Annotated in this window: 8 protein-coding genes; 4 read left to right on the top strand and 4 right to left on the bottom strand. The window is 72.1% G+C overall.

Features of this window, described 5'->3' with window-relative positions; all coding sequences use genetic code 11:
• Window positions 1-207: 207 nt before the first annotated feature.
• Window positions 208-681, bottom strand: coding sequence for an SH3 domain-containing protein (locus WMF28_RS20320; protein WP_437603913.1), 474 nt, complete (start codon window positions 679-681; stop codon window positions 208-210).
• A 644-nt stretch (window positions 682-1,325) separates the two neighbouring features.
• Between WMF28_RS20320 and rnk the strand changes: the two genes are divergently transcribed.
• The gene (gene rnk / locus WMF28_RS20315; protein ID WP_437603912.1) at window positions 1,326-1,748 is read left to right on the top strand and encodes a nucleoside diphosphate kinase regulator; all 423 of its coding nucleotides are present in this window, start codon (window positions 1,326-1,328) and stop codon (window positions 1,746-1,748) included.
• Window positions 1,749-2,008: 260 nt separating this feature from the next.
• The gene (locus tag WMF28_RS20310) at window positions 2,009-2,989 is read left to right on the top strand and encodes a mechanosensitive ion channel family protein (protein ID WP_437603911.1); all 981 of its coding nucleotides are present in this window, start codon (window positions 2,009-2,011) and stop codon (window positions 2,987-2,989) included.
• A gap of 116 nt (window positions 2,990-3,105) precedes the next feature.
• On the opposite strand, the gene WMF28_RS20305 is transcribed toward WMF28_RS20310, so the two are convergent.
• On the bottom strand, window positions 3,106-6,762 hold the full coding sequence (locus WMF28_RS20305; protein ID WP_437603910.1) for a hydantoinase B/oxoprolinase family protein: 3,657 nt from the start codon (window positions 6,760-6,762) through the stop codon (window positions 3,106-3,108).
• A 458-nt stretch (window positions 6,763-7,220) separates the two neighbouring features.
• Between WMF28_RS20305 and WMF28_RS20300 the strand changes: the two genes are divergently transcribed.
• Together WMF28_RS20300 and WMF28_RS20295 are read left to right on the top strand one after the other, a co-directional pair.
• The gene (locus WMF28_RS20300; protein ID WP_437603909.1) at window positions 7,221-8,039 is read left to right on the top strand and encodes a hypothetical protein; all 819 of its coding nucleotides are present in this window, start codon (window positions 7,221-7,223) and stop codon (window positions 8,037-8,039) included.
• Between the two features lie 165 nt (window positions 8,040-8,204).
• Complete coding sequence (locus tag WMF28_RS20295) at window positions 8,205-9,725, top strand: protein kinase domain-containing protein (protein ID WP_437603908.1); 1,521 nt, start codon at window positions 8,205-8,207, stop codon at window positions 9,723-9,725.
• A 104-nt stretch (window positions 9,726-9,829) separates the two neighbouring features.
• Here WMF28_RS20295 and WMF28_RS20290 read toward each other — a convergent pair whose 3' ends face one another.
• Together WMF28_RS20290 and WMF28_RS20285 are read right to left on the bottom strand one after the other, a co-directional pair.
• Window positions 9,830-10,774 (bottom strand): bifunctional methylenetetrahydrofolate dehydrogenase/methenyltetrahydrofolate cyclohydrolase, encoded by a 945-nt coding sequence (locus tag WMF28_RS20290; protein WP_437603907.1) that lies wholly within the window; start codon window positions 10,772-10,774, stop codon window positions 9,830-9,832.
• 69 nt (window positions 10,775-10,843) lie between these two features.
• Window positions 10,844-11,644 carry a hypothetical protein gene (locus WMF28_RS20285; RefSeq protein ID WP_437603906.1) on the bottom strand — a complete coding sequence of 267 codons (801 nt, stop codon included), beginning with the start codon at window positions 11,642-11,644 and terminating at the stop codon, window positions 10,844-10,846.
• Window positions 11,645-12,152 lie beyond the last annotated feature (508 nt).

Genomic DNA, 12,152 nt, shown 5'->3' with positions numbered 1-12,152 from the left:
CGGCGCTCTTCGCTTCGTTCAGAGGCCGGGCCCGGGCGGGCGTGGCAGCGGTCCAGGTCATCGTGGCGGCAGGAGGGGAAGCCGCCCCGACGGGCGAGCCACCCGGCGGCCACTACCCGCGAGCGCGGGAGACCCGCGGGCGCCCGGTGCGAGGGGCGTCCTGCGCAGGTCGCCTGTTCGACCGGCGTTCTCGTGGCGGGCGACACATCACGACGAGCCGCCCGCGTCATCGGGCTTCTTCATGCCCCAGGCCAGATCCTCACGCACCCAGCCCTTCCCGCCCTTGACGTCGACGACCTGGAGCCACCGCCCCTTGCGATCGAGGACCTTGAACACCTCGCCGCGCTCGGCCTGGAACGCGACCTCCGCGGAGGTCGTCGGCGCCTCGCGGATGTTGCCCCGTGCGGCCTTGATCACGATGGTCTTGACCCTGGCCAGGAGGCGATCGGCCACCCACGCCAGGTCGCCCTCGAAGTCCTTGATCTTGCACCACCCGTCCTCGCGCTCCACGATCTTGACGGGGTAGTAGCGGGTCGCGGTGAACTCGACGGGCTCAGTCGTGGACGGGCCCGCGCGGAAGTTCGCCACCGGGACCTTGACGCTGAGCATCTCGGCCCGCACTGCGCTCGGGAGCGCGACGACGAAGAAGATGAATACTGGCAGTAGCGGCCGGATGTCCAAGTTTTTCCTCCTCTGTTGATGGTCGTTCGGCAGCGACGGTCCTGGGATGAATCGATGCTGTCAAGTTTTCGATCCCGGTCACCGCGCTCCGCCCGATGTGATGCGCACCGGCGTGCGCTCGTGCCGTCCAGCCTCGTCCGAGGGGGGCGGCGCGGTTGTGGGCAAGCGCCGCGCCATCGGCGGAGGAGCCCCTGTCCCTGTCAGCGGTCGCCGCAGAGCCCCGGGCAGGGACGCCGGCGGCGCGACCGATTCGACTCGTCGGGGACATGGCGGTGGCACGGCGAAGCGCAGCGCCCGGAGCGCCATGCAGCGCGGCTCGATGGCTCGCGGAGGTCGGCCGTGCTACCGTCCGCGTGGAATGAACGCCCGTCTGCACCTAGAATCGTGTCCGTGGCCTCGCCGCGGCGCGCGTGGCGCGTTCGTTTTCCCGCGGACCCGGCTGCTCTGTCCGAGGTCGCCCGCACGCTCGTAAGGGAGCGGTCTTCCGGCGCCGTTCGCCGGCCGCTCCCGGGATGAAGCGCGGCTTTGATCGAGCGCGCCTGCGTCCGGACGGACTGACCGGGCGCGCTCGACGGTCTGCTCGCCCGACGCGGGCCCTCGGCCACGGCCTGGATCGAGTCGACGACACAAGGAGATCCCTGTTCATGGCACCTCATACGAACCCCATCGTCATCACCGAGTTCGACCGCGAGCGGCTCACACGGTTGCTCGAGGCCCTCCGCGCGCGGCCGGGGGGCGATTCCCCGACCCTGGAGGCGCTAGAGATCGAGCTCGAGCGCGCGGACGTCGTGAAGCAGCAGGAGATCCCGCCGAACGTCATCACCATGAACTCCAGGGCCCAGCTCGTCGACCTCGACACGCAGGAGGCGCTCAGCGTGACCGTGGTGTTTCCCGGGTCCGCGGACGTGAACACCGGGCGAATCTCGGTGCTCGCGCCGATGGGGCTCGCGCTGCTCGGCTGTCGAGAAGCAGAAGAGGTGGAGTGGCCCACGCCGAGCCGAACGCGCCGCATCCGGATCGAGCGCGTCGTCTATCAGCCCGAAGCGGCCGGTCGCTTCGACCTCTGACGCCGCTCCGATCGCGGCGCGCACCGCCACGCCGGAGGCCCGCGCCCGCTCGCGACGCAGGCCTCCGCAGCGCACCGCTCGGCTCGCGGCGCCGGGGTGCACGACCCTGCGACAATTCGGCTCCTGTGCGACATCGTGTCGCACCGGCGCGCGAGCGGTCCGCCCGCCGCAGCACCGCGCGCGCCCGCTGCCGGGCCTCGCGGCCCCCGAGCTCGCTGGCATATGGGTTGCGGACGTCCTGCGGCGGAGGTGCCATCGCCATGCCGCAGCTCGACTCCTGGCTCGACATCACGTTCTGGCCGGACGTTCTCCGGCGCACCGTCGCGGGGGCCATCCATGCCTCGCCGGCCGTGCTGCTGATCCTGGTCCTCGCGCTCGTGCTGCTCAAGGTGCTCCACTTCCTGTGCAGGCGCGTGGAAGTGTCGTTGATGAGGCGCGGCCGCAGCGGCGACGTGAAGACGGTGCGCGAGATCGAGAAGCGCTCTGATACGTTGCTGGGCATCTTCCGGACGACCGGGAAGGTCGTCATCTGGGTCGTGGTGGCGATGCTCCTCCTCGTCCAGCTCGGGGTCGACGTCGCGCCGCTCATCGCGGGCGCGGGCATCGCCGGTCTGGCCATCGCCCTCGGGGCGCAGGAGCTCGTGCGCGACGTCATCTCGGGCTTCTTTCTGCTCCTCGAGAACCACCTCCGGGTCGGCGACGTTGTGGTCGTCAACGGCACCGGCGGTCTCGTGGAGCAGGTCGGCCTGCGGACGGTCACGCTGCGCGACGAGTCCGGGGTGGTCCACGTCTTTCAGAACGGGAAGATCCACGCGCTCTCGAACATGACCAGGGACTGGTCTGCCGTGATGTTCAACGTGGGTGTCGCCTACAGCGAGGACGTCGACAGGGTGATGCGGGTGATGCGCGAGGTCGCGCACGAGCTCCACGAGGACAGGCGCTACAAGGCGAGCATCCTCGAGCCGCTGGAGCTCTTCGGGGTGGAGTCGTTCGACGAGCAGGCGGTGGTCGTCCGCGCGCGCATCAAGACGCAGCCCGCCGAGCAGTGGCAGGTAGGCCGGGAGTACCGGAGGCGCCTCAAGAAGGCGTTCGACGCGCATGGCATCGAGATGCCGCTCCCTCACCGGACGGTCCACGCGGCCCAGGCGAAGCCGCCGTCCAGGGCCGACGCGAGGGCGGCGAAAGGCGCGCCGGACGGCGCGAGCGGCGCGCGGTTCGAGGGAGCCGGCGCGCAGGGCTGACGCGCTCCGCAGCGCGCGGCAGGGCCCCGGCCTCGGGGTCCAGGTGGCGGGCAGCTTCTAGAGAGCGCCTCCGGAGGGAGCGGCTCTCCCTCCTGCTCCGTCGTCCTCCGCGCCCCTCATCCAGGCACGGGCGCTCCATACCCGCCGCCTCCCGGGGTCTCGATCACGAACACATCGCCGATCCCCATCTCGACCGACCCGATGTGCGACAGCACCTCGATCGAGCCGTCCGCGCGCGCCACGAGGTTGCGCCCGGGCTCGCCCGCGCCCCCGCCGGCCAGGCCGAACGCCGCCGTCGAGCGCCCGTTGGACAGGATCGACGCCGTCATCGGCTCGAGGAAGCGCACGGCGCGCGTGCCGCCGTTCCCGCCCGGAAAGCGCCCGGCGCCCCCCGAGCCCTCGCGGATCTCGTAGCGGTCGATCCGCACCGGGAACCGATGCTCCAGCACCTCCGGGTCTGTCAGGCGTGAGTTCGTCATGTGCGTCTGCACGACGCTCGTGCCCGGGAAGCCGCGCGCGCCGCCCGAGCCGGCCCCGCCGAGCTCGATGCCCGCGCCCGATCCGCCCGAGATCGTCTCGTAATACTGGACCCTGTCGTTGCCGAACGTGAAGTTGTTCATGGTCGGCTGGCTGCTGGCCAGCACGCCGAGGGCGCCGTACAGCGCGTTGGTCACGCAGGTCGACACCTCCACGTTGCCGGCCACCACCGCGGCCGGCGGGCGCGGGCTCAGCATCGAGCCCTCGGGGACGACGACCTCGATGGGCTTCAGGCAACCGGCGTTGAGCGGGATGTCGTCGTCCACGAGCGTGCGGAAGACGTAGAGCACGGCGGCCAGGGTCACCGCGCGGGGCGCGTTGAAGTTGTTGTCCATCTGCGCCGACGTGCCGGTGAAGTCCACCACCGCCGAGCGGCGCGCGCGGTCGATCCGGACGGCGACCGCGATCGTCGCGCCGTTGTCGAGCGGCAGCGTGAAGCGCCCGTCGCGGAGGAGCGCCGGGTCGAGCCGCGCGATCGCGAGGCGCACGCTCTCCTCGGCGTTGTCCTGCACGTGCTTCATGTACGCCTGCACGGTGTCGAGCCCGAACTGGGCCACCATCGCGCAGAGCTCCTGCGCGCCCTTCTCGTTGGCCGCGATCTGCGCGCGCAGGTCGGCCAGGTTCTGCTGCGGGCTCCTCGCCGGGTACGGGCCGCTGCCCAGCGCCGCGAGGATCTCGGCCTCGAGGAGCCGCCCGGCCTCGACCAGCTTCAGGTTGTCGAGCAGGACGCCCTCCTCCTCGATCGTCCTGGAGAACGGCGGCATCGAGCCCGGGGTGACGCCGCCGATGTCGGCGTGGTGGCCGCGCGAGGCCACGTAGAACAGCACGCGGGCGCCCTGCTCGTCCCGTACCGGCGTGACCACCGTCACGTCGGGCAGGTGCGTGCCGCCGTGGTAGGGGTCGTTGAGCACGACAACGTCCCCCGGCTTCATCCCGGGATTGCGCGCGATCACGGTCCTGATCGACTCGCTCATCGAGCCCAGGTGCACCGGCATGTGCGGGGCGTTCGCGATCAGGCTGCCCTCGGCGTCGAACAGCGCGCAGGAGAAGTCGAGCCGCTCCTTGATGTTGACCGAGTGCGCGGTGTTCTGCAGGCGCAGGCCCATCTGCTCGGCGATGTTCATGAACAGGTTGTTGAACACCTCCAGCATCACCGGGTCGACCGCGGTGCCCACCGCGCGGCGCTCGGGCCGCGGCGACGCCCGGGTGAGCACCATGTGGCCGAGCGCGGTGATCTCGGCCTGCCAGCCGGGCTCGATGACGGTCGTGGCGTTGGCCTCGGCGACGATGGCGGGGCCGTCGATCACCGCGCCCCGCCCCAGCCGCTCGCGCCGGTGCAGCGCCGCGTCGCGGGAGGCGCCGTCGGAGTAAATGCGCACGCGGGCATCGGCCTCGGGGCGGTGCGGGCGCGCCTCGGCGGGCCGCTCCTCGGCGGCGTCGCCCGGCCCGATCGCCTCCACCGAGACGCTCTCCAGGATCAGCGCCTTGTCGGGCATCAGGAAGGCGAACCGGTCGCGGTGGGCCGCCTCGAAGGCGGCGCGGATCGCCTCGGCGCTGCCGTACGGCACGACGAGGGCGGTGTCGGTGCCGTCGTAGCGCACGTGCACGCGCCTCCGCCGCCGCACGCGCTCCGGCGAGAACCCTTGCCCCACGAGCTCGGCCTCCGCGTCGCCGCCGATGCGCGCGAGCGCCTCGTGCGCTGCGGCCAGGCCGGCCTCGTCGAGGCGCCGCTCGACCGCGGCCTCGCGCATCGCGTTCTGGTCGGAGAGACCCATGCCGTAGGCGGACAGGACGCCGGCGAGGGGGTGCACGAGGATGCGGCGCATGCCGAGGGCGTCGGCCACGGCGCAGGCGTGCTGGCCGCCGGCGCCCCCGAAGCACTGGAGGGTGTACTGGGTGACGTCGTAGCCGCGCGCGACAGAGATCTTCTTCACCGCGTTGGCCATGTTCGCGACGGCGATCTGCAGGAAGCCCTCGGCCAGCTGCTCGGGCGTGATCGGGCGCGACGTCTCGCGGCGCACGTCCTCCGCCATGGCGCGGAAGCGCTGCTCGACGACCTCGCGGTCGAGCGGCTCGTCGGCGCCCGGCCCGAACACGCGCGGGAAGAAGTCGGGCTGGATCTTGCCGAGCATCACGTTGGCGTCGGTGATGGCCAGCCGGCCGCCGCGGCGGTAGCACGCGGGGCCGGGGCTCGCGCCGGCCGACGCCGGGCCCACGCGCAGCCGCGCGCCGTCGAAGCCGAGGAGGGAGCCGCCGCCGGCGGCCACGGTGTGGATGCTCATCATCGGCGCGCGCATGCGCACGCCGGCCACCTGCGTCTCGAAGGCGCGCTCGAGCTCGCCCGCGTAGTGCGACACGTCGGTCGAGGTGCCGCCCATGTCGAAGCCGATGACCTTCTCGTGCCCGCCCGAGAGCGCGGTGCGCACCATGCCGACGATGCCGCCGGCCGGGCCGCTCAGGATCGCGTCCTTGCCCTGGAACCGGTGGGCGAGCGTCAGCCCGCCGCTCGACTGCATGAAGTAGAGCGGCACGCCGGGCATCTGGCTGGCCACCTGCTCGACGTAGCGGCGCAGGATGGGCGAGAGGTACGCGTCGACCACGGTGGTGTCGCCGCGCGAGACGAGCTTCATGAGCGGGCTGACCTCGTGCGAGGCGGAGACCTGGGTGAAGCCGACCTCGCGCGCCATCTCGGCCGCCCGCCGCTCGTGCGCCGTGAAGCGGTAGCCGTGCATGAACACGACGGCGCAGGCGCGGATGCCGGCCTCGAACGCCTCGTCCAGGTCGCGGCGCAGCGCCGCGACGTCGAGCGGCTCGACCAACTCGCCGCGCGCGTCGATGCGCTCGCGCGCCTCGATCACGCGCTCGTACAGGAGGTCGTGCAGCGCGATGCGGCGGTCGAACAGGCGAGGGCGGTTCTGGTACCCGATGCGCAGCGCGTCGCGGAAGCCGCGCGTGGTCACCAGCACGGTGCGATCGCCCTTGCGCTCGAGCAGCGCGTTGGTGGCCACCGTGGTGCCCATCTTCACGCACGCGACCTGGTCGGGGGTGATGACCTGACCTGGCGGGAGGCCGAGCAGGCGGCGGATGCCCTCGACCGCTGCGTCGGCGTACTGCTCGGGGTTCTCCGACAGCAGCTTGGCGGTCGTGAGCGAGCCGTCCGGCCGCCTGGCGACGACGTCCGTGAACGTCCCGCCGCGGTCGATCCAGAACTGCCACTTGCTCGAGGTCGACGTCATGGGTTCCGTTCCTTGCTAGCGTCTCTTCAGGGGCTGCGCTCGCGCGCCGGGGGCGCCTGCGCCTGCGCCTCCGGGCTCCCAGCGAGCCGGCGGCGCGGGTTTCCTGGTCGTACGCGCCGGACAGCCTGCGCAGGAGCCGCGCGAGCTCACCGATCCGGCGGTGACATTTTGCCAACAAAATGTGATCGGAGTCGCCTGAGTTGATGCGCAAAAGTGCATCACCAAAGAGGGCGTCGGCGGCGTGCCCATGAGGCCTGGTGTCGATCGACCGATGCAGACCAACACGCATGATGCGCTGTTCAAGGCCGCCTTTTCGCAGGTCGAGCGCGCGGCGGGAGAGCCACGGCCTCGTGCCGGCGTGCGTCCGCCCGCCTGGGAACCGGGGTTCAGCGCTGTACAACTGTTTGCACGGTGTGGTAAACGCCCGAGCAGCTCTGGAAAAGAGAGAGCCTGCTCGAATGTCCAGACAGAAACCCCTTCCGCACGTCACCGCCGCCCACGCGGCCGGGCTGGCCGCGCTGCTCGGCGCGACGGATTCCGCCGCGGCGGATGAGCGCGCCGGGAGCGCGGAGAGGCACTTCGAGCGGGCACGGCAGGCGCGAGCCGCGCGACGTCAGGCGCCCGCGGCGCTCGACGCCGGCCCGCCCGCGCCGCCGGGCGGCGCGCCGACGGCGGGGAGCGCGCGGGAGTACCTGAAGGCAGCGCCGACGCGCTCGCGGGTGCTCAACGCGTTCCTGAGCGAGCTCGGCACGGAACGCGGGGAGCTCGTGCCGCCGAACGTCCACGTCTTCGACGAGCACACCCTCGCCCCGAGGCTCGTGGAGATCGCCCGCCAGCGCGTCGTGTCCATGCTGCTCGCCGTGGGCAGGACCGACGTCGCCCTCACCCTCGCGCAGATGCCGCCGATCGCCAACGAGCGCGCCGCGCGGCTCTTCATGCGACAGGCGGTCCACGTCGGCGGCGACCTCGGGGCCATCACGCGCGACTACGCACGGCACTACCGGCGCTCGGGGGCCCCGGACCGCGACGACCAGCGCGCGGCCTGCATCATGGCCACGTTCGCCGGGCGCCTGAGCGCCATGGCGGAGAAGCTCCTCGGCCCGCACGTGCGCGCCGAGCTGCGGGGCGCGCTGGAGCCGCTGACATCGCAGGGCAGCGCTCCCGCGCGGCGATCGAGGGCGAGCGAGCTCCGGGCCCCGCAGGGCGCCGGGCGAGCCGCCGCCGCGCCGACAGCGCAGGGCGCCGCGGGCTCGACGACGCGACCGAGAGGCAGGTAGGCGGCTCGCGCCGCGCGCGACCGGCGACGCCCCGGCGCGCGCTCCCGCCCCCGAGCCGGATCCTGTTGCGGGGGGCCCGTTCGTTTGCTTCGTTGGGTGCGAGACGCCCCGGAGCGCTGGCTCCCGGGTCCCTGGATACGTCATCCCAGCGAGAGGCCGAAGCTCATGATTTCGCCCGCAGAAGGCCGTGTCGTCGCTGGAAGATACCGCCTCGAGCGGATACTCGCGCGAGGCGGCATGGGGGCGATCTGGGTGGCCCGGCACCTCCAGCTCGACGCCGGGGTCGCGATCAAGTTCATGGCGCCCGAGTACGCGGCTTCGTCCACCGCGCGGGCGCGCTTCGAGCGCGAGGCGAGGGCCGCGGCGCAGCTCAAGATCCCGAACGTCGTCCATGTGCACGATTACGGGATCGAGGGCGACACGCCGTTCCTCGTGATGGAGCTCCTCGACGGCGAGGACCTCGAGACGCGGCTAACGCGCGAGGGGCGCCTCTCGATGGCGGCCACGCTGAGCATCGTCACGCAGGTGTGCAAGGCCCTGCGCCGCGCGCACGAGATGGGGATCATCCACCGCGACCTCAAGCCGGCGAACCTCTTCCTCTCGCGCCAGGACGACGACGAGCTCGTGAAGGTCCTCGACTTCGGGATCGCCAAGGCCCCGGGCATGCTGCTGGCCGGCAAGGAGACGAAGACGGGCACGCTCGTCGGCTCGCCCTACTACATGAGCCCCGAGCAGGTGCGCCGGAGCAAGACCCTCGACTGGCGCAGCGATCTCTGGTCTGTCGGCGTGATCGCCTATCGCTGCCTCACCGGCAGGCTCCCGTTCCCAGGCGAGGAGATCGGCGAGGTGTTCGTGGCCATCTGCACCGAGGACGCCCCCCTGGCGTCCAGCCTCGCGCCGGAGGTCGGGCCCGAGGTGGACGGGTTCTTCTCGCGCGCGCTCATGCGCGACCCCGAGCATCGGTTCCAGAACGCGAGCGCGCTCGCCGAGGCGCTCGGCGCGGCGGCCAGCTCGCCGGGGGCGCGGACCGGAGCCCCGGCGCCGCTGGCGCCCGCGGAGGGCGCCTCTCCAGCGCTCGTCGTCCGCGGCGACGCGCCGGGAGCGAGCCCAGGTGCGACGGGGGCCCGCCCTGGAACGCCGAGATCAGGCCCCGACGCGAGGGAGTCGGACGGCGGCGCGTTCCTGTCCACACTTCCGGCAAGCCCACTCGACCTCCCGCGGGCCTCGCCGGGCAGCGGCGCCCCGGAGGGCGGCGCGCCGGCCTTCCAGGAGACCGCGAGCACGCTGGCGCCGGCCGGAAGCAGCGTGATCGTGCCGCCGAGCCGCGGCCGCCGCGTCGGGATCCCGCTCGCCCTCGGCGCGCTCGCGATGACGGGGCTCGTCACCTACGCTGTTCTGCGCATCACCGCGTCGAGCGACGCGCCGGCACCGCGGCTCGACCCGGCGGACTCGCCTGCGTCCGCAGCAGCGCTGTCCGCGACAGCGCCCTCCGAGGCGACGCCGCCTCCTCCGCCGCCCGCCGACAGCGTCCCCGCCGCGGCGAGCGCGACGTCAGCCCCCGCCGCGCCGACCAGCGCATCCGCGCCCGTGCGCGCGCCGCCTTCGCCCTCACCATCCATCAGAAAAGGCACGCCGCCACCCGCCAGGCCAAGGGCGGCCCCTGACGATCCCACCGAGCACATGTGATCTCGTCGGCTGCTCCGCACGGCGGATGGCGGTCCGATTCGAGGCGGAAGGCGGGGATGCAGGACGAGGGCATCGACGGCCTCCCCGCCGCGAGCGCGCCGGGCTCACGGGGTCGGGTGGGTGTTCTTGTAGAGCCGCAGGCTGTTGCGGATCGCCATGGTCACCGTCATGGGCCCGACGCGCGGCACGAACACGCTCGCCTTGCTCTGGATATCGTCGCTGAAGTTCTTGATGGTGGAGAAGTTGATGCAGAGGCTGCCCTCGCGGATCTCGGCGGCCTGCACGAGGGGGAAGCTCCGCGAAGGCACGCCGGTCACCACGATGTCCGCCTGCCGCAGCGCGCTCGCCCGGTCCGCCGTCGTCTCGTGCACCTCGTGCGTGCCGCCGGACGAGCTCGGGACGAACAGCAGGGGACCGTCGATGTCGAAGGAGGTCACGTGCGCTCCGTCGTGCGCCATCATGCTCGCGAGCGGCCTCCCGACGACCTCGCTGCGGTTGAAGATGCACACGCTCCGGCCCTCGAGGGGCCGCTCGCCCTGGCCGAAGAAGCCGGCCGCCTCGGCCAGCTTGACGATGGCCAGCGGCGTGCAGGGCAGGATCGCCTTCTTCGTTTTCGCCTCGTCCAGGAAACGCTGGTTCCCGTACAGGCAACGTGCCCAGAACGTGTGGAGCCCCTCGATGTCCTTGGACGGCTCGACGCTGTCCCGGAGATAGACGTCCTGCTCCGTGCCGAAGATCGGGTAATACACCATGATCCCGTGCACGCCCGCGTCCTCGTTCGCCGAGCGGATGGCGGCCTCGGCGCTGAGCCGCGTGGCGTGGCGGATCTCGAAGCGGACCCCCACGTCCTCGCACGCCTTGCGCGTGTACTCCGCGTACGTATACGAAGGCCCGTGATCCGCCGCGAGCACGCCGACCAGGAACAGCGGCTCAGGCAGGGCGGCGATCTCCGCCCGGATCTCGCTTCGGAACGCCTCCGCCACCGCGGTCGGATCGAGAACTCTGGCCGTGCCCGTGTCCCGGCGCGCCGGCTTGTCGTGCGGGTCCATTTGGGGCGGGAGACGAGCACGCGCCAGCATCGCTGTCAAGTTCCCGGCGGCGGGCTCCCGGCGGTGCGATCATCGACTGGGACGCTTCATGGCATGGACTCCCACGCCGGCATCGAGCTCTCCAACGCGGCCACCGGCGGCCTCGCCGGGGCCGCTCGTGCCGGGCACATCGAGGACCATTCCGCCCTTGTCCCGCAGCTCATCGACGAAGTCCGCGCCGAACACCTCCTCGGGCGTGTCGCCGTCGAGCCCGCCCATGCCCGAGAGCCCCTCGAGATCCGCGAGGTTCCCGTCACGGCGCCTGGGCGCGGGGCGCAACCGCAGGACGTCGTCCCGGGTCACCGTCAGCGCCACCACGTCCTCGCGCATCACCTCGATCCACGATGCGGGGAAGTCGGCCTCGGCGCCCGCGGGGCCGCGGACGCGGAGCCGCGAGATGTCATTGCCGGGGTCGTTCGCGCCGATGCCCACGAGCTGCACCTCGGCCTCATCGGCGGTCATCACCCGCGTCTCGGGGCCGAGCTCGACCGTATCCTCGGTGACCCCAAGGGCCTCTTCCAGCTCCTGCCTCCGCTCGGGCGGCTGCGGGACGAGCGAGGTGTCGACCCGCCCCGCCGGCTGCGCCGTCGTCCGTCCGTCGTAGTACCGAGGCAGCGCCAGGAGCGCGTCCCGACCCGGCCGCAGGCGGAGCTCGCCCCCCGCCGTGCCCTGCACGAGATCCATCGATACAAGGAGCTCTTCGCTCGCCAGCGGTGAACGGAGCACCACGTGGGTCAACACGCCCCGCTCCCGGTCGACCAGGACCCGGTCGAGCACGCCCGCATCGAGGCCGCCGTCCGCGATCACAGGCATCTCGAAGTCGATCTGCATGGTTCCTCCTGAACGAAGAGCCTCGTGCTCGAGCGAGAGCCTGAGACGGTCGGGCGCCGATGTCCAGGGGAGCGCCAGCGAGCGAGGAGACCCGACAGCCCTTGTCCTGGGCTGTGCTGGCGTGTTGTCAGGGAGGTCATCTATGCTGTTCGCGCGAGCCCGAACCGCGATCCTGACAGGGCCGGCTCGCGGCGACTCTCCGGTGCGATCGCGAGGTGGCCGCCACGCTTCATGACGAGCGCCCTCGCCGGGCGCGATCCATCGCCGTCGCCCCCGCGAGCGCGGAGCGACCCCTCCGCGAGCGCCGCGCCGGGAGCATCACCTGAGCCGGATCCGGGGCACAAGGTGGCACATCCCCGGGACGACCCGCGTCTATTCCCGCGGATTTGCTGCGAGAACGTCCTGGTACGCCGGATGCAATCTACGCGCCGGTCGCTGGAGCTGTGCCAGCGCCGTTCGGGAGGACTGGACTTATGCGCATTCGCTTCGATGCATTCCGCCGACGCTG

This window comes from Sorangium sp. So ce590 (genome assembly GCF_051521365.1).
GTDB lineage: Bacteria > Myxococcota_A > Polyangia > Polyangiales > Polyangiaceae > Sorangium.
This window is presented reverse-complemented; position numbering and strand designations above follow the sequence as displayed.

Bases quoted from the DNA above. Each gene is read 5' to 3' on its own strand.
- rnk (WP_437603912.1), top strand. From the start codon at position 1,326: ATGGCACCTCATACGAACCCCATCGTCATCACCGAGTTCGACCGCGAG.
- WMF28_RS20310 (WP_437603911.1), top strand. From the start codon at position 2,009: ATGCCGCAGCTCGACTCCTGGCTCGACATCACGTTCTGGCCGGACGTT.
- WMF28_RS20305 (WP_437603910.1), bottom strand. From the start codon at position 6,762: ATGACGTCGACCTCGAGCAAGTGGCAGTTCTGGATCGACCGCGGCGGG.
- WMF28_RS20300 (WP_437603909.1), top strand. From the start codon at position 7,221: ATGTCCAGACAGAAACCCCTTCCGCACGTCACCGCCGCCCACGCGGCC.
- WMF28_RS20295 (WP_437603908.1), top strand. From the start codon at position 8,205: ATGATTTCGCCCGCAGAAGGCCGTGTCGTCGCTGGAAGATACCGCCTC.
- WMF28_RS20290 (WP_437603907.1), bottom strand. From the start codon at position 10,774: ATGGACCCGCACGACAAGCCGGCGCGCCGGGACACGGGCACGGCCAGA.
- WMF28_RS20285 (WP_437603906.1), bottom strand. From the start codon at position 11,644: ATGCAGATCGACTTCGAGATGCCTGTGATCGCGGACGGCGGCCTCGAT.